The following is a 15,442-nucleotide window of genomic DNA, read 5'->3' as shown; positions in this document are numbered from 1 at the left end:
GATGCCGCTCCACGGCGAGAAGGAAGGCCTCGCGCGACCACATATCGCCCTTGCGAAATGCTCCGGCATGCTCCTTAGGGACAGTTTACTTTTCCGCTTGCGCGAAACCTCCAGCGCACCACCTTTCGCGGAAAGTAAACTGTCCCTGGCACGAGCGTCTCCGTTGCCACGCTGCGGAAATCCGCCCTGGCCATTGGGAGGCTGTGGCGCCTCCCGTGTAAAAGTGTGGGGGAGGCGGTGCGCGCCTGCCGGACGGACCGACAGCGCTGTTTTCAGTAACGATGCCCGAAAGACGCGCACCGCCGGCGTTGCTGCCCCGCCCGGCTCGCCCTGTGCCCGAAGGCCGTAGGCTCACCGTACGTCGAGGGCCGAGACCTTGGAGGCATTACCGCCCCCAGCCTCGCACCCGGAGCGAGGCCAGTCCCGACGCCGCTGTTCTCCCTGGTCAACCCGGTGGCCACCCAGACCCCCACAGAGAACAACACGGTCATTATGCGGGAGGCGGCGAAGGGTGTGGACAGACGATTTTTGCAACAATCGTACAAGTCATTGAAATTGCTGCGAAGAATCTTTGGTGGAAGGGGAAATTCGTAGAAAACGGGGTAAATCTGTCCACACCCTTGCGGGCAGCTTTCTCCATGGGTGATTACCGAAGCGGCCGGCCTTTGGTCACCGGCTTCCCCTCGAGAGGAGGCCAATCGCGTATGCAGATTGGCAACTGCGCTCGGCTCATACCCCCGCCCCGAACCCCTCCCCACAAGAGGGAGGGGACCGGGTAGGCGCTATTTCGGCTGAACGTTGGGCCGTCGACGTACCGCTTTATCAACCACGATCCCGATCACGCCTTCCAGCTTGGGCGGCTTCGCATACGCTCGTCCCAGCGCCTGACATTTGGAAGCCCGTCCGGGATTCCCATACCGAAGACTTCGCCGAGCCAGGAGCAGACCATGCCGTTGATGTCGGCGAAGGAAAAATTGTCGCCGGCGATGAAGGGACGGCCGTCGCTCATCTCGCGATCGAGCCACGCCCATTTATGCGGAACGGCCTGCTTCTGCGTTTCCGCGAAGGCCGGAAACTGCACCAGGCGGTCCTTGAAGAAGTCGCTCGAGTGCAGGGCCACGTTGCCGATGGTGCCGAAGACTTCCAGTTCGAGCCGGCGGTTCCACATTTCGATGCGGGCGATCGAAAGCGCGTCGGCGCCGAACAGCGCCGGTTCCGGATGAAGCGCCTCGAAGTAGCGACAGATGGCGACGCTCTCGGTGATCACGGTGCCGTCCTCCAGCACCAGTACCGGAATCTGGCCGAGCGAATTCAGCTTCAGTAATTCCGGCGCCTTGTGTTCGGCCTTGCCGAAATCGACATACGTCATCGGCACCTCCAGCCCCTTCTCGGCCAGGAAGATGCGGACCCGGTAGGAGTTCGGGCCCTCGCCCTGGTGAAGGGTCATGCCGGTCAGTTTTTTCATCATACGGTTCCTTCTGTTTTAGCAGCCTAACAGCACTGATCTTTCCGGCCATTCAAGGCCGCTACCGCGCGAATTCCGCATGCAGATTGTCGAGCGCGGCGTTGAAGCCGGCCCTGCTGCCATCGATCATGCTCTTTCCGCCGAATGCGGCGATCTGGTCCGTCAGGGTAAGCTTCGTGCCGCCCTCGGCGGCTTCGATCCCGATCGTGATCAACGAGAAGGACAGCCGGTTGGCGCCTTCCGAGACGACTTCGGAGGTGACGATGCGCGTGTTCGGCACGATGTCCCAGTAACGGGTCTCGACGCGGTAGATGAGGTTCTTCTTCGGGCCGCAGCGGCTGATGTCCGTCCCGCCGACGCGAAAATCCGTTTCGTCATAGACGAGGCCGGTATTGCTGGACGGTGCGCCCCAGCGCGTCCGCGCCTCGGGGTTCTCGAACGCCTCGAAGACGCGCGCCGGAGAGGCCGCGTAAAGGCGCTCCAGAACGATGGTGTCGTGATTGACGGGCGGGGCGGCAATGGTCATGGCGGTTTCTTCCTATTTTCCGGCTGCGGCGGCATTTGCGCGGTTCTTCGGAACCGAAAGGCGCAGGTGGGTGACGGACGGCGAGACGACTGCCCGGGTCGTTTCGAGGTCGATGCCGCCATGGCCGTCGAATAGGCGGGGGCCGCCGCCGAGCAGGATCGGCACCAGTTGCAGGACGATCTCGTCGACGAGGCCGGCAGCGAGATATTGACGGGCGGTCTCGGCGCCCATGACCACGATGTCCTTGCCGCCGGCGGCGGCGCGGGCCTGGTCGAGCGCGCTTTCGATGCCGTCGGTGACGAAGGTGAAGGTGCCGCTTTTCATGGCAAGCGGCGCGCGCTTTTCGTGGGTGAGCACGAAGGTCGGTACCGGAAAGGGCGTGTCTCCCCATGGTCCGAGGCCGACATCGAAGGTCCGCCTGCCGACCAGCACCGCGCCGAGGCGTGGAGCAAGCTCGGCCGCCATGTCCTTGTCGACGGCGCTGTCCGACTGGAATATCCACTCGTGCAGAGCTTCGCCGCCCTTGCCCATCGGTTCGTCGACGCTGACGCCGGGCCCGGCGACGAAGCCGTCGAGCGATATCGAGAACGCCAGAATGAGCTTGCTCATGTCTAATCTCCCTTGGTGAAGCTGCGCGGCTCTAGTGCTGCCTGCCGTAGTGGATGATGACGAGACCGGATTTCAGCGGCCGCGTTTCGAGAAGCTTCAGGCCGAGCCTGCCGGCACCGCCCTTGAACAGCGGCGTGCCGGTACCGAGCAGCAGGGGATTGAAGCCGATGCGGTACTCGTCGATCAGATCGTGCTCGACGAGGGTCGCCGCGAGATCGGCGCTGCCGAACAGGAAGATGTCTCCGCCCGTTGCTGCCTTCAGCTTGGCGATTTCCGCCGGAACATTGTCCTTCAGCAGCGTGGTGTTGTTCCAATCGGCACGCTCCAGCGTCCGCGAGAACACCACCTTATGCGCCTTGTTCATGAAATCGGCGATCCGGCCTTCGGCGGCCGGCCAGTAGCTGGCCATCATCTCGTAGGTGACGCGACCGAAGATCAGCGTGTCTGCCTCGTCCTGTGTCTCGATGATGTATTTTTCGAGATCGTCGTCGAACATGAACCAGCTGATGTCGCGGTCCGGGCCTTCGAAGAAACCATCGACGGTGACCATGTTCCACATGATGACTTTGCGCATTGAATTGTTTCCTGCGTGCATAGGGATTCGAGTTCAGGCAGCAGTGTCTCGATCAGGCGGCGTTGCGATTGCGCTGCAGTTCGACGGCAAGCGCCTCGTACAGCTCGCGGCAGCCGGCTTCGCGCTGCGCGACGTTGTCGTGGCCGTCGAGATAAGCGCCCTGTTCGGTATAGACGAGCTTCGTGCCGCCTTCGGTCGCGCTGATCTCGATGGTGCCGAGCGACACCGAGATGCGGTCTTCGCCGACCGTCATCGAGTAGGCACAAACGAGGCGCTGGTTCTCGACGATGTCATGGTAGACCGTCTCGTTGCTGACCTGCGGGCCGCCCTGGAAACGAAACGAGCTGCGCTCGATGCCGCCGACACGGAAATCCATCTCGAAGCTGTCGATCTGCCAGCCTTCGCCTTCGACGAACCAGCGGCGCTTGGAGGCCTTGTCGGCGAAGGCGAAGAATACCTGCTCGGGCGTCGCCGCTTCGTAGGTGCGCTCGATGCGGAAGGTGGCGTGGGTAACGGAACGTTCGGTCATTGTCCTGCTCCTGGTTCTACTTCTTGGGGTTGGTCTTTGATTGTTCGGCGAGGAATTCGCCGAGGCGGTCGAGCCGCCGCTCCCAGGTGGAACGGCGATCGGAAATCCAGCTTTCGGCGATGCCGAGGCCCTTGGGCTCGATGCGGCAAGTGCGGACGCGCCCGACCTTTTCGGAGCGGACGAGGCCGCTCGCCTCGAGCAGGTGCAGGTGCTGCATGACCGCGGAAAGCGACATGTCGAGCGGCTCGGCAAGCTCGCTGACCGAGGCCGATCCGCGCGACAGTCTTTCCACCATCGTGCGCCGGGCCGGATCGGCGAGGGCCTGGAACATCAGGTCGAGCTGGGCCGGATCGTGGAGCATGGCGTCAATTCTCCTCCGGCTTGATCGGGAAGAGCTTGAAGTACGGGCCGGCTTCCTCGATCACCCTGATGAAGGAAGGCCGCTGCATCAGCCGGTCGAGATAGGCGGCGACATTTTTGTGCCCGTCGCCGAACGGCTGCACCTTGTTGGCGTAGAAGAGGGCCGGCGACGCGGCGCAGTCGGCCAGCGTATAGGCATCGCCGGTGGCCCACTGGCGGTCCGCCATCTCGGCCCCGATGATGTCGTAGGACGAAAGAATTTCAGCGCGGGCAAGTTCGACGCCGTAAGGATCGGTCTTGCCGGAAGGCCGCAGCCTGTCGCCGACGATCTTCTGCATCGGCTCCTGGACATAGTGATCGTAGAAACGGTCGCCGAGGCGAACCTGAAGGGCAGTATCGCGGTCGGCGGGAAGCAGTTCGACTTTCCCTGGATAATGCTGCGCCAGATATTCGTTGATGATCGTCGATTCCGGGATGGTCCGATCCCGCGCGGTATCGCGCAGCACCGGAAACTTGCCGACCGGCCAGACCTTCAGGAACGCCGCCTTCGATTCCGCATTGCCGAGATCGACGATCACCGGCGCGAACGGCGTCTCGTTCTCGTAAAGCGCGATCAGCGTCTTCCAGCAGAAGGAGGCGAGCGGGTGGTAGTAGAGGGTCAGTGACATTTTTGCAGGTCCGTAATTGTAAAGCGGATGCTTAACTATTGTCGCGGCAGTCGAGTGTCAATGGTTAAGTTGTCACTTAACTTTTGGTGTGATTGAGAATGGCGGCGGCGATCCGGTCCCAGTCGTCGCGGTGCAGTTCGTGGCCACCGCCCTCGATCCGGACCAGCTTGCCGCCAGGCACGGTTTCCGCGAGTGCGGCGCCATGCTCGACCGGGAAGATCGGATCATCGGTGCCGTGGATGACCAGCAGCGGGGCTTGCATCTCGTGCAGTCGTCCCTGCCTGGCATCGCCGCCCTTCAGCATGAAGTGGTTGGTGGCGCTGAGATAGCCGCCCGAGCGGTCGTAATCGCTCTCGATGAAGGTCCGCGCGGCTGCTTCGTCGAAAGGATGCGCGCTGCCTGCAAGCATGCCGGCGTCCTTGACGACGAAGCCGGTTGCCTGGCCGCGATCGCTCCAGTCGACCGAGCCGCCCGCTTCGGCATGGTCCATGTAGGCCTTGGTCGCCTGTGGCAGGTGCGCGGTGTCCGTGCCTATCGGCGATGTGCTGATCGCGGTGAACGACAGAACCCGCTCAGGATGCGCCAGCGCAACGATCTGGCCGATCATGCCGCCGAGCGACATGGCGACGACGTGGGCGGCAGCGATGCCGTGACCGTCCAGCACGCGCAGGGCATCTTCTGCCATGTCGTCGAAGCTGTAGGGCGGTTCTCCCAAGGCATATTTGGTCGACAGGCCGGTGTCGCGATTGTCGTAGCGGATGACATGATGGCCGCCCGTGGCGAGCTTGCGGCAGAGCTCCTCAGGCCACCACAGCATCGAAGCCATCGCGCCCATGATCAGCAGAATCGGCGGATCGGCGGGATCGCCGAAGGATTGGGTGGCAATCTGGACGCCATCGGCACTGATGATCCTGGTGCTCATGTCGATCTCCATTCTCGCCTTCTCGCGGGGCCTCGATAACCAATTGCATTTTGCAACTGGTTGCACTATAATCAGAACCGGTTCGGAAATGCAACCGGTTTTTTTGGAGACATGAAAATGAACGAGGAGTTTCGGTCGGGATGCCCGATCAATCTCTCTCTCGAAGTGTTCGGCGACAAATGGAGTCTGCTGATCCTGCGCGACATGACGTTCGGCGGAAGGCGGCATTTTCGCGAGCTGATGCGCTCGCAGGAGGGCATCTCCTCGAACATCCTCGCCGACCGGCTGAAGATGCTTGTCGACAAGGGCATCCTCACCAAGGCGGACGACCCGTCCCACAAGCAGAAGGCGATCTACAGCCTCACCGAGATGAGCATCGAACTGGTGCCGATTTTCGCGCATCTCGGCGCCTGGGGCCGCCGCTGGCTGCCGGTGAGCGAAGACCTCAGCATCCGCGCGAAGCTGCTGGAGGAAGGCGGGCAGGAAATGTGGAACCAGTTCATGGCCGAACTGCGCGAGGAACATCTCGGCGCGCCGGCGCCGGACCGGTCGAGGACGGGCGGCAAGACGGTTCGCCAGACGCTGCAGGCGGCTTATGAAGCAGTGGTCGCGCGCCAGGCGGCGGATGCCACGGCGGAATAGGCTCGAACCGCCTATTTAACCTTGCACTTGCGGCCGTAAAGCTCCAGCCGGTGGTGCACGATGTCGTAGCCCAACGAGCGGGCGATTTCGTTCTGAAGCTGTTCGATCCGGTCCGACTTGAACTCGATAACATCGCCGGTTTCGATGTCGATCAGATGGTCGTGGTGATCGCCGCCGGCCTGTTCGAAGCGGGAAGGACCGCCCTCGAATGCATGGCGATGGATGGCGCCCAGGCCTTCGAGCAGCTTCATCGTCCTGTAGACGGTCGACAGCGAGATGCTGCTGTCGATGGCGACCGCGCGGCGGAAAATCTCCAGCGCATCGGGATGATCCTCCGTATCGGTGAGAATGCCGACGATGATGCGGCGAGGCCGCGTTATGCGCACCCCGGCCTTGCGTAGCTCCGCCTCATAGTCCGGCTTCTGAATCGCTGTCCTTGTCATGGGCCGACTATGCGACAGATGACAATGAGTTGCAAAAGATAAGCGCTTCTGCTGCGCCATTATTGCAAACGATTTGCAATTGCATTGACAGCTGACCGAGCCGACGCTATATCGTAACGGTGCCGGCGCTTGCCGGTGTTCCCCTTGTCCCCGGCAGGAAATCGACATGACGTTTCTTCGAGCCTTGCTCGCCTCAATTCTTGTGTTCGGATTTGCGCAGCAGGCAGCCGCGCAAAACGACAAGAAGTTCAAGGCGGTCACGACGTTCACCGTGATCGCCGACCTGGCGAAGAACGTTGCCGGCGATGCCGCCACGGTGGAATCGATCACCAAGCCAAACGCGGAGATCCACAATTACCAGCCAACGCCGGGTGACATCCTGCGGGCGCAGGATGCCGATCTCATCCTCTGGAACGGGCTCAATCTCGAACTCTGGTTCGAGAAATTCTTCCGCAATCTGTCCGAGGTGCCGAGCGTCATCGTTTCCGAGGGCATCGAACCGATGGGAATCGCGGAAGGCCCCTACACAGGCAAGCCGAACCCGCACGCCTGGATGTCGCCGGAGGCCGCGCTGATCTATGTGGAAAACATTCGCAAGGCCTTCGCCGAGCACGATCCCGCGAACGCCGACACCTACAATAGAAACGCCGCCGCCTATTCGGAAAAGATAAAGGCGGTCGTGGCGCCGGTTCGAGCGGCGCTCGACACCATTCCCGAGGAACGTCGCTGGCTGGTCACCAGCGAAGGCGCCTTCAGCTACCTTGCCCGCGACTTCGGCCTCAAAGAACTCTATCTTTGGCCGATCAATGCCGATCAGCAAGGAACACCCCAGCAGGTAAGGAAAGTGATCGACGCAGTGCGCGCCAACAAAATTCCCGTCGTGTTCAGCGAAAGCACCGTTTCCGCCGATCCAGCCAAACAGGTCGCTCGCGAGACCGGCGTCAAATATGGCGGTGTGCTTTATGTCGATTCACTCAGCGACGAAAATGGTCCGGTGCCAACCTACCTCGACCTCATCAAGGTCACGGCCGAGACGATCGCCAAGGGGCTTGCCGAATGAACGCGCCCGTCATGACCAGAAATGCGTCGTCTTCCGCGTCTGACGGAATCGCGGTCGAGGGCATCACGGTCACCTACCGCAACGGCCACACCGCGCTCCGGGATGCCAGCTTTTCCATTCCCCAGGGCACCATCACCGCCCTGGTCGGCGTCAACGGCAGCGGCAAGTCGACCCTGTTCAAGGCGATCATGGGTTTCGTGCCGCTGGCCGCCGGCAAGGTTTCACTGCTCGGCAAACCGGCGGCGCAGTCCCTCAAGCAGAATGCCGTCGCCTACGTGCCGCAGAGCGAGGACGTCGACTGGAACTTTCCGGTCCTGGTCGAGGACGTCGTCATGATGGGCCGCTACGGTCACATGAACATGCTGCGCATTGCGCGCAGCGAAGATCGCGCCAAGGTCGATGCGGCGCTGGAACGCGTCGGCATGAGCGACTATCGCAAGCGCCAGATCGGCGAGTTGTCGGGTGGCCAGAAGAAACGCGTCTTCCTCGCCCGGGCGCTTGCCCAGGAAGGGCGGATCATCCTGCTCGACGAACCATTCACGGGGGTCGACGTGCGCACCGAAGAGGCGATCATCGCGCTTCTGAAGTCGCTGCGCGACGAAGGGCGGATAATGCTGGTCTCCACACACAACCTGGGCAGCGTGCCGCGGTTCTGCGACCGTGCCATCCTGATCAACAAAACCGTCCTCGCCTCAGGTCCCACCGCCGACGTCTTCACACAGGCCAATCTGGAAAAGGCCTTCGGCGGCGTGCTGCGCCATTTCGTTCTCAGTGGCCACGATCTCCACGAAGATGCCGACAGTCGCCGGCTCACCGTGCTGACCGATGACGAGCGGCCGCTCGTCATCTACGGCGACAAGACCGCCGGCAATGGCGCGTCCAACGGCGGCGATGCCGGCAAATGACCGCGCTGCTCGCCGAACCGTTCAGCTATAGCTACATGGTCAACGCCATGTGTGTCAGCGCCCTGGTCGGCGCCGTTTGCGCCTTCCTTTCGTCCTATCTCATGCTGAAGGGCTGGTCGCTCATCGGCGACGCGCTTTCGCATTCCATCGTGCCGGGCGTTGCAGGAGCGTACATGCTTGGCCTGCCTTTCGCTTTCGGCGCCTTCCTCTCCGGAGGATTGGCCGCCGGCGCCATGCTTTTCCTGAACCAGCGCACCAAGCTCAAGGAAGACGCTATCATCGGGCTGATCTTCACTTCCTTTTTCGGTCTTGGCCTGTTCATGATCTCGCTGTCGCCCGCGTCGGTGAACGTTCAGACAATCGTGTTGGGCAACATCCTCGCGGTGACCCCCGAGGACACGCTGCAACTGGTGATCATCGGCGGCGTCTCGCTGGCGATCCTGCTGATCAAATGGCGGGATCTGATGGTGGCATTCTTCGACGAGAACCATGCCCGCTCGATCGGCATCAATCCCGACCGGCTCAAGGTGCTGTTCTTCACGCTTCTCAGCGCGTCCACGGTGGCGGCGCTGCAGACCGTCGGGGCTTTCCTCGTCATCGCCATGGTAGTCACCCCGGGCGCCACGGCCTATCTCCTGACCGACCGCTTTCCCCGCCTGATCGCCATCAGCGTGGCGATCGGCACGGTCACGAGTTTTGCCGGCGCCTATGCCAGCTATTTTCTCGACGGTGCGACCGGCGGCATCATCGTCGTCCTGCAAACGCTGATGTTCCTGATCGCCTTCGTGCTCGCTCCAAAACACGGAATGCTCGCCGCCCGGCGGCGCGCCCGGCTTGCGCTGGAGACGGGACAATGACCGACCTCCTGTCCATCCTGCTGCAGCCCTTTGCGTTTCCCTTCATGCAGCAGGCGCTGCTGATCTCGGTGCTTGTCGCAGCCCCCATGGCCCTTTTGTCCTGCTTCCTGGTCTTGAAGGGCTGGTCGTTGATGGGCGACGCGATTTCCCACGCGGTGCTTCCCGGCGTCGTGCTCGCCTACATCGCCGGCCTGCCGCTCGCGGTCGGAGCGTTCGCGGCCGGCATGACCTGTGCGATCGCGACCGGCTTCCTGAAGGAGAACAGCCGGGTCAAGGAAGACACGGTCATGGGCGTCGTTTTCTCCGGCATGTTCGGCCTCGGGATCGTGCTCTACACCAAGATCCAGACCGAAATTCACCTCGACCATATCCTGTTCGGCGACATGCTCGGCGTCAGCTGGCGCGACACGATAGAAACCGGCGTCATTGCGGCAATCGTCGTCGCCGTCATCGGTTTCTGGCGGCGGGACTTGCTGCTGCACGCCTTCGATCCGCAACACGCGCAAGCCATCGGCCTGCCGGTGCGGCTGCTGCATTACGGCCTGCTGTCGATCCTGTCGCTGACTATCGTCGGTGCGTTGAAGGCGGTCGGTATCATTCTTGCGATATCGATGCTGATCGCTCCCGGCGCAATCGCGTTTCTGCTGACCAGCCGGTTCGACCGAATGCTGGTGGTGGCTGTAATGGTCGCGGTCGCCGCGGCCTTCCTCGGCGTCTATGCGAGCTTCTTCATCGACAGCGCGCCCGCACCGACGATCGTGCTTCTGATGAGCTTCGCCTTCGTCTGTGCCTTCTTCATTTCGCGCCGGCGCATCGCCCTGGCAGAGCGCGAACAGGATAGGCCGATCCAGGAAAGCGATCCGGCCGCCGGCCGGTGAGCCGGGTCCGGCGCTCTTGCTTACGACAACTATTGAATTGACGGGATCGCCATGGGATGCTGGCCCCATAAGACAGATGCCACGATTTCAACGGGGCAAACGGGATGGGAGACCCAGACAAGCTCGAGCCGGGCGAACCGGTAAGGAAGGGAAGGAAAAGCATCGTCAATGTGCTTCCGCTTGCCCTGGTGAGGGCACGCGAAAGCGTGATGTTGCCGTTCCGCAACCTCTTGCGCCGCTATGACCTGACCGAACCGCAGTTCCGTGTCCTGCGCACGGTCGCCGAACTCAGCGACATCGAGCTGACCGAGCTTTCGCGTGTTACCGCGCTGCTGATGCCGTCGCTGTCGCGCATCGTGCGCGAACTGGAAGAACGCGGCTACATGAAGCGGCGAGCCGATCCGCACGACATGCGGCGCATGCTGGTGCGGCTGACCGACCGCGGGCACCGGCTGGTGGACATCGTGCTGCCGGATTGCGAAGCGGTCTACGTGGCGATCAAGAAGACGATGAGCGCCGAGAAACTCAAGCTCCTGCAGAGCCTTTTGCTGGAACTTGAAACCAAGCTGGCTTATCTCGACGTTTCATTCAGCGAGAAGCAGCTTCCGAGTGCCGACATCATCGCCATCACACCCCCAAAGCAGCGAGGCCGGCCGCCGAAACGTCCGGACTGATCCTGCCCCGGCTTCCCGCGCGGCAACCGCCGAATGCAGCTTCCGGCAGTTTGCCCCGGCCGGCTCCCCGCTCACATCGAACAGCCGCGACATCGGTCTGTCGCCGAGCGACAATCCGAACCGGTCAGCCGCATGCCACCGTCCCGGATCGCCGCAGCCATACGGAGCCTGATAATTGGCCAGTAATCCAGGGAACGTCTTGATCGTCGGAAGCGGGCATGCCGGCGTCGAGCTCGCCGCCTCGCTTCGGCAGCGCGGCTTCGACGGTCCGGTCACCATCGTCGGCGACGAGTCGGCTTTGCCATACCAGCGCCCGCCGCTTTCCAAGGAGTTCCTGAAAAGCGCCAGCGACACGGGGCTGCCACTCAAGGGCGAAACCTTCTTCCCTGCTCACCAGATCACGCTCCAGCTCGGAATGCGCGCTACGCGCATCGACAGGCAGAAGCGCGAGGTCGAACTCGAAGACGGTACGCGGCTTTCCTACGATCATCTGGCGCTCGCCACCGGCGCGCGCAACCGCATTCCGCCGATACCGGGTCTCGATCATCGGTCGATCCTCGAACTGCGAACGCTGCAGGACGCACAACGGCTGAACGATCGCCTCGCTTCGCTCCGCCATGTCACCGTCGTCGGCGGCGGCTTCATCGGGCTGGAGGTCGCCGGGCTTCTGCGCGCCCGCGACATCGCCGTCGATGTGATCGAGGCGACGCCGGTGCTGATGGGCCGCGTGCTGTCCAGCCCGATGTCGGCCTGGTTCCGTTCCTTCCACGAGCAGTTGGGAACGGGGCTCCATTTCGAAACCCTCGTGCAGGGCGTGCACCGCAGCGGCTCCGCCACCGAGGTCCGGCTGTCGAACGGCCGGCATCTCCACACCGACGCCGTCCTGATCGCCGCCGGCATCGTTCCCAATGCCGAACTCGCCGCCGAGGCGGGATTGGCCGTCGACAACGGCATCGTGGTCGACGACCGGCTTGTCACCAGCGATGCCGCTATTTCGGCGATGGGCGATTGCGCCGCCTACCCCAACATCCACACGGGCGGCATGACGCGGCTGGAATCGGTGCAGAACGCGGTCGACCAGGCGCGCTGCATCGCGGCGCGGCTGACCGGCGAGGACAGGCCGTATGACGGCTTCCCGTGGTTCTGGTCGAACCAGGGCAGCGCGCGCCTGCAGATCGCCGGACTGTCGAACGGCCATGACGGCACTGTCCTGCGCGGCGACCCGGACGGCGGAAAGTTCTCGATGTTCCTCTATCGCGGGGACCGGCTGATCGCCGTCGAAAGCATCAACAGCGCCGCCGACCACATGATGGCGCGGCGGCTCCTTGCGGCACGCATTTCCGTACCGAAGGCGGTCGCGGCCGATGTGGCCGCGAACCTGAAGGAATTGATGTAACGCTCCGGCGCCTGCCGTTAAAGCACGTCGCGCCGAATAGGATTCGGCGGCCGCGCTTTAGATTCCTTGATTTGATGCATGTCGTTATCCCGAAACCGAGGACACTTTCGGGCGACATGCATTAGGCAGCTTTCGCCTCCGGCTTATGCTGGAGGAAAGAAGAACCGTTCGCGTCGAAAATGTGCAGGTCTTCGGCGCTGGCGTCGAGCTTCATCGTCGCGCCGCGTTCGATCGGTACGTTGCCGGGCAGCTTGGCGATCAGCGGCAATTCGATGCCGCGGCCGATATCGACATAGACGAGCTGCACCTCGCCGAGCTGTTCGATGTAGTCGACCTTGCCCTCGAACAGGCTGTCCTTGCCCTTGGCGACATAAAGATCCTCAGGGCGCACGCCGAAGCTGATCTCCGTTCCTTGCGCGCTTGCCGGCGTGGCGATGGGCACGCTTGCCTTGCCGCCGATATGGGTGATGGCGGTGTTGCTGCCCGCCTTGTCGACCTTGCCGGGCAGGATGTTCATGGCCGGCGAACCGATGAACTGGGCGACGAACAGGTTGCCCGGCCGCTTGTAGAGTTCCATCGGCGAACCGACCTGCTCGATGCGGCCTTCCTTCAAAACGACGATTCGATCGGCGAGCGTCATCGCTTCCACCTGGTCGTGCGTGACATAGATCATCGTCGTGTTCGGCATCGATTCCTTGAGCTTGGCGATCTCGATGCGGGTGGCGACGCGCAGTGCCGCGTCGAGATTGGACAGCGGCTCGTCGAAGAGGAAGACCTTCGGGTTGCGGACGATGGCACGGCCGATGGCGACACGCTGGCGCTGGCCGCCCGACATCGCCTTGGGCAGGCGGTCGAGATATTTGGTGAGCTGCAGGATTTCCGCCGCCTGTTTTACCCGCTTGTCGATCTCGGCCTTGTTTTCCTTGGCGATTTTCATCGAAAACGCCATGTTGTCGTAGACGGTCATGTGCGGATAGAGCGCGTAGGACTGGAACACCATGGCGATGCCGCGTTTCGACGGCGGCACGTCGTTGACCCGTTCGCCGTCGATGCTGAGGTCGCCCGACGTGATCTCCTCGAGCCCGGCGATCGAGCGAAGCAAGGTCGACTTGCCGCAGCCCGACGGACCGACGAAGACGATGAACTCGCCCGATTCGATGTCGAGATCGATGCCGTGGAGAATGTTCAGACTGCCGTAAGCCTTCTTGACATTCCTGAGCGTAAGATCGGCCATTGCTTCCTCCCTACAATTGCTCCAGCCGGATCAGGCGAAACGCCCGAACCAGGCACCATAACTTTCAAGCCTGATCGTATTGCCCTCGGCCGCGTCCGCGAAGCCGTGCCCGGCGAGCGGTTGCGCGGCCCGGCCTTCGCCGAGGTCGACCGCAGCCGGCCGGCTGCCGAGATTGAAGGCGCAGACGATCTGTTCGTTACCCTCACGGCGGGTGAAGGCGACGACATCGCCCTCGCCCGCGAGAAACGTGATGTCACCCTTGGCGAAGGCCGGATGGGAGCGGCGGAACGCCAGGAACCGACGGTAATGCTCGAGCAGCGAATTCTGGTCGTCCTGTTGCCTGCTGACGGCCTGGGCGAGATGCGCGCGCGGCACCGGCAGCCAAGGCTTGGCCGTGGAGAAGCCGCCGTTCCTGGCATCGGCATCCCACACCATCGGCGTGCGGCAGCCATCGCGGCCCTTGAATTCGGGCCAGAAGCGGATGCCGTAAGGGTCCTGCAGATCCTCGAAGGCAAGGTCGGCTTCGCCGAGCCCCAACTCTTCGCCCTGGTAGATGCAGACCGAGCCGCGCAGCGACATCAGCAGTGCCGAGATCACCTTGAGATAGGCAAGCCGGTCAGGCTCGCCGGCGCCCCACCGGGACGCATGGCGCATCACGTCGTGGTTGGAGAAAGCCCAGCAGGACCAACCGTCGCTGGCCGCCTTGTCGAAATCCTCGAGCACGTTTCGCACCTTGGCCGCGCTGATCTTTTCCGGCGCCAGAAAGTCGAAGGCATAACACATGTGAACGCGGTTCTCGCCAGCGGTATAGGCCGCGACGACCTCCAGCCCGCGTTGCGAATCGCCCACCTCGCCGACCGCCGCGACGGCTGGATATTCATCTAGCAAGGCACGGAACCGCTCCAGGAAGCCGAGGTTTTCCGGCCGGCTCTTGTCGTAGACATGGTCCTGGTAGTTGTAGGGATTGACGGCGGGCGCCGTCTGGTCGTTGCGCTGCTCGATGGGCAGCGCCGGATTGTTCTCCAGCCCCTGGCTGTGGAAATAGAAGTTGATGGTGTCGAGGCGAAAACCGTCGACGCCGCGCTCCAGCCAGAAGCGCGTGACGTCCAGCAGCGCGTCCTGTACGGCGGCATTGTGGAAATTGAGATCAGGTTGTTCGGCCAGGAAGTTGTGCAGGTAATATTGCTGGCGGCGGGTGTCCCATTGCCAGGCAGAGCCGCCGAAGATCGACAGCCAGTTGTTGGGCGGCGTGCCGTCCGGCCTGGCATCGGCCCAGACATACCAGTCGGCCTTCGGATTGTTGCGGCTGGAGCGGCTTTCCTGGAACCACGGATGATTGTCGGCGGTGTGCGACAGCACCTCGTCGATCATCACCTTCAGGCCGAGCCGATGCGCCTCGGCGATCAGCGCGTCGAAGTCGGCCAGCGTTCCGAACATCGGATCGACGTCGCAATAGTCCGAAACGTCGTAGCCGAAGTCCTTCATCGGCGACTTGAAGAAAGGCGATATCCAGATGGCATCCGCGCCGAGATCGGCGATGTAGGACAGCCGCCCGATGATGCCTTTCAGGTCGCCGATGCCGTCGCCGTTCGAATCCTGGTAGCTGCGCGGATAGATCTGGTAGATCACCGCGCCGCGCCACCAGTCCGGATCGGGCGCCGGCAGCGGCGCCTCGGCCTTGCGGGATGCCGCCTGCATGG

The 15,442-nt window shown here is 62.7% G+C and carries 18 protein-coding genes; 7 read left to right on the top strand and 11 right to left on the bottom strand.

What is annotated here, in order from left to right:
- Positions 1-838: 838 nt before the first annotated feature.
- The 8 genes from OHD58_RS06165 to OHD58_RS06130 form a co-directional block, all read right to left on the bottom strand.
- A complete protein-coding gene (locus OHD58_RS06165; RefSeq protein WP_263802184.1) occupies positions 839-1,465 on the bottom strand; it encodes a glutathione S-transferase family protein in 627 nt (208 codons plus the stop codon).
- 61 nt (positions 1,466-1,526) lie between these two features.
- The gene (locus OHD58_RS06160) at positions 1,527-1,991 is read right to left on the bottom strand and encodes an SRPBCC family protein (protein WP_263802183.1); all 465 of its coding nucleotides are present in this window, start codon (positions 1,989-1,991) and stop codon (positions 1,527-1,529) included.
- A 12-nt stretch (positions 1,992-2,003) separates the two neighbouring features.
- Positions 2,004-2,600 (bottom strand): dihydrofolate reductase family protein, encoded by a 597-nt coding sequence (locus OHD58_RS06155; RefSeq protein ID WP_263802182.1) that lies wholly within the window; start codon positions 2,598-2,600, stop codon positions 2,004-2,006.
- Positions 2,601-2,631: 31 nt separating this feature from the next.
- Positions 2,632-3,174 carry a dihydrofolate reductase family protein gene (locus OHD58_RS06150; RefSeq protein ID WP_263802181.1) on the bottom strand — a complete coding sequence of 181 codons (543 nt, stop codon included), beginning with the start codon at positions 3,172-3,174 and terminating at the stop codon, positions 2,632-2,634.
- A gap of 52 nt (positions 3,175-3,226) precedes the next feature.
- Positions 3,227-3,703, bottom strand: a complete 477-nt coding sequence (locus OHD58_RS06145) for an SRPBCC family protein (protein ID WP_263802180.1) — start codon at positions 3,701-3,703, stop codon at positions 3,227-3,229.
- Positions 3,704-3,719: 16 nt separating this feature from the next.
- Positions 3,720-4,064, bottom strand: a complete 345-nt coding sequence (locus tag OHD58_RS06140; RefSeq protein ID WP_263802179.1) for an ArsR/SmtB family transcription factor — start codon at positions 4,062-4,064, stop codon at positions 3,720-3,722.
- A gap of 4 nt (positions 4,065-4,068) precedes the next feature.
- Positions 4,069-4,731 carry a glutathione S-transferase family protein gene (locus OHD58_RS06135; RefSeq protein WP_263802178.1) on the bottom strand — a complete coding sequence of 221 codons (663 nt, stop codon included), beginning with the start codon at positions 4,729-4,731 and terminating at the stop codon, positions 4,069-4,071.
- A gap of 76 nt (positions 4,732-4,807) precedes the next feature.
- Positions 4,808-5,653: an alpha/beta fold hydrolase gene (locus OHD58_RS06130; protein WP_263802177.1), complete on the bottom strand. Its 846-nt coding sequence runs from the start codon at positions 5,651-5,653 to the stop codon at positions 4,808-4,810.
- A 117-nt stretch (positions 5,654-5,770) separates the two neighbouring features.
- Between OHD58_RS06130 and OHD58_RS06125 the strand changes: the two genes are divergently transcribed.
- The gene (locus OHD58_RS06125) at positions 5,771-6,295 is read left to right on the top strand and encodes a winged helix-turn-helix transcriptional regulator (protein WP_263802176.1); all 525 of its coding nucleotides are present in this window, start codon (positions 5,771-5,773) and stop codon (positions 6,293-6,295) included.
- Positions 6,296-6,306: 11 nt separating this feature from the next.
- Here the strand turns inward: OHD58_RS06125 and OHD58_RS06120 are convergent, their stop codons facing one another.
- Positions 6,307-6,738, bottom strand: a complete 432-nt coding sequence (locus OHD58_RS06120) for a Fur family transcriptional regulator (RefSeq protein WP_263802175.1) — start codon at positions 6,736-6,738, stop codon at positions 6,307-6,309.
- A 166-nt stretch (positions 6,739-6,904) separates the two neighbouring features.
- On the opposite strand from OHD58_RS06120, the gene OHD58_RS06115 reads away from it, so the two are divergent.
- The 6 genes from OHD58_RS06115 to OHD58_RS06090 all read left to right on the top strand — a co-directional run bounded on the left by OHD58_RS06115 (position 6,905) and on the right by OHD58_RS06090 (position 12,508).
- Entirely contained in the window at positions 6,905-7,798 is an 894-nt protein-coding gene (locus OHD58_RS06115; RefSeq protein ID WP_263802174.1) for a metal ABC transporter substrate-binding protein, read from the top strand.
- On the top strand, positions 7,795-8,703 hold the full coding sequence (locus OHD58_RS06110) for a manganese/iron ABC transporter ATP-binding protein (protein ID WP_318528235.1): 909 nt from the start codon (positions 7,795-7,797) through the stop codon (positions 8,701-8,703). Before OHD58_RS06115 ends, OHD58_RS06110 begins: the two co-directional genes overlap by 4 nt.
- Positions 8,700-9,560 carry a metal ABC transporter permease gene (locus OHD58_RS06105; RefSeq protein ID WP_263802173.1) on the top strand — a complete coding sequence of 287 codons (861 nt, stop codon included), beginning with the start codon at positions 8,700-8,702 and terminating at the stop codon, positions 9,558-9,560. The genes OHD58_RS06110 and OHD58_RS06105 overlap by 4 nt, the downstream gene beginning before the upstream one ends.
- Positions 9,557-10,438 carry a metal ABC transporter permease gene (locus OHD58_RS06100; protein ID WP_263802172.1) on the top strand — a complete coding sequence of 294 codons (882 nt, stop codon included), beginning with the start codon at positions 9,557-9,559 and terminating at the stop codon, positions 10,436-10,438. Before OHD58_RS06105 ends, OHD58_RS06100 begins: the two co-directional genes overlap by 4 nt.
- A 104-nt stretch (positions 10,439-10,542) precedes the next feature.
- On the top strand, positions 10,543-11,112 hold the full coding sequence (locus OHD58_RS06095) for a MarR family transcriptional regulator (protein WP_263802171.1): 570 nt from the start codon (positions 10,543-10,545) through the stop codon (positions 11,110-11,112).
- A 175-nt stretch (positions 11,113-11,287) separates the two neighbouring features.
- The gene (locus OHD58_RS06090) at positions 11,288-12,508 is read left to right on the top strand and encodes an NAD(P)/FAD-dependent oxidoreductase (RefSeq protein ID WP_263802170.1); all 1,221 of its coding nucleotides are present in this window, start codon (positions 11,288-11,290) and stop codon (positions 12,506-12,508) included.
- Positions 12,509-12,629: 121 nt separating this feature from the next.
- Here the strand turns inward: OHD58_RS06090 and OHD58_RS06085 are convergent, their stop codons facing one another.
- Positions 12,630-13,742: an ABC transporter ATP-binding protein gene (locus OHD58_RS06085; protein WP_263802169.1), complete on the bottom strand. Its 1,113-nt coding sequence runs from the start codon at positions 13,740-13,742 to the stop codon at positions 12,630-12,632.
- A gap of 30 nt (positions 13,743-13,772) precedes the next feature.
- A complete protein-coding gene (locus OHD58_RS06080; RefSeq protein WP_263802168.1) occupies positions 13,773-15,440 on the bottom strand; it encodes an alpha-glucosidase family protein in 1,668 nt (555 codons plus the stop codon).
- Positions 15,441-15,442: the final 2 nt, after the last annotated feature.

The organism is Mesorhizobium sp. ZC-5 (assembly GCF_025753855.1).
Classification (GTDB): domain Bacteria; phylum Pseudomonadota; class Alphaproteobacteria; order Rhizobiales; family Rhizobiaceae; genus Neomesorhizobium.
This window is presented reverse-complemented; position numbering and strand designations above follow the sequence as displayed.

Coding starts and splice junctions, on each gene's coding strand:
- OHD58_RS06080 (WP_263802168.1), bottom strand. CDS start 15,440: ATGCAGGCGGCATCCCGCAAGGCCGAGGCGCCGCTGCCGGCGCCCGAT.
- OHD58_RS06100 (WP_263802172.1), top strand. CDS start 9,557: ATGACCGACCTCCTGTCCATCCTGCTGCAGCCCTTTGCGTTTCCCTTC.
- OHD58_RS06095 (WP_263802171.1), top strand. CDS start 10,543: ATGGGAGACCCAGACAAGCTCGAGCCGGGCGAACCGGTAAGGAAGGGA.
- OHD58_RS06145 (WP_263802180.1), bottom strand. CDS start 3,703: ATGACCGAACGTTCCGTTACCCACGCCACCTTCCGCATCGAGCGCACC.
- OHD58_RS06140 (WP_263802179.1), bottom strand. CDS start 4,064: ATGCTCCACGATCCGGCCCAGCTCGACCTGATGTTCCAGGCCCTCGCC.
- OHD58_RS06135 (WP_263802178.1), bottom strand. CDS start 4,731: ATGTCACTGACCCTCTACTACCACCCGCTCGCCTCCTTCTGCTGGAAG.
- OHD58_RS06130 (WP_263802177.1), bottom strand. CDS start 5,653: ATGAGCACCAGGATCATCAGTGCCGATGGCGTCCAGATTGCCACCCAA.
- OHD58_RS06110 (WP_318528235.1), top strand. CDS start 7,795: ATGAACGCGCCCGTCATGACCAGAAATGCGTCGTCTTCCGCGTCTGAC.
- OHD58_RS06115 (WP_263802174.1), top strand. CDS start 6,905: ATGACGTTTCTTCGAGCCTTGCTCGCCTCAATTCTTGTGTTCGGATTT.
- OHD58_RS06105 (WP_263802173.1), top strand. CDS start 8,700: ATGACCGCGCTGCTCGCCGAACCGTTCAGCTATAGCTACATGGTCAAC.
- OHD58_RS06155 (WP_263802182.1), bottom strand. CDS start 2,600: ATGAGCAAGCTCATTCTGGCGTTCTCGATATCGCTCGACGGCTTCGTC.
- OHD58_RS06125 (WP_263802176.1), top strand. CDS start 5,771: ATGAACGAGGAGTTTCGGTCGGGATGCCCGATCAATCTCTCTCTCGAA.
- OHD58_RS06085 (WP_263802169.1), bottom strand. CDS start 13,742: ATGGCCGATCTTACGCTCAGGAATGTCAAGAAGGCTTACGGCAGTCTG.
- OHD58_RS06150 (WP_263802181.1), bottom strand. CDS start 3,174: ATGCGCAAAGTCATCATGTGGAACATGGTCACCGTCGATGGTTTCTTC.
- OHD58_RS06160 (WP_263802183.1), bottom strand. CDS start 1,991: ATGACCATTGCCGCCCCGCCCGTCAATCACGACACCATCGTTCTGGAG.
- OHD58_RS06165 (WP_263802184.1), bottom strand. CDS start 1,465: ATGAAAAAACTGACCGGCATGACCCTTCACCAGGGCGAGGGCCCGAAC.
- OHD58_RS06120 (WP_263802175.1), bottom strand. CDS start 6,738: ATGACAAGGACAGCGATTCAGAAGCCGGACTATGAGGCGGAGCTACGC.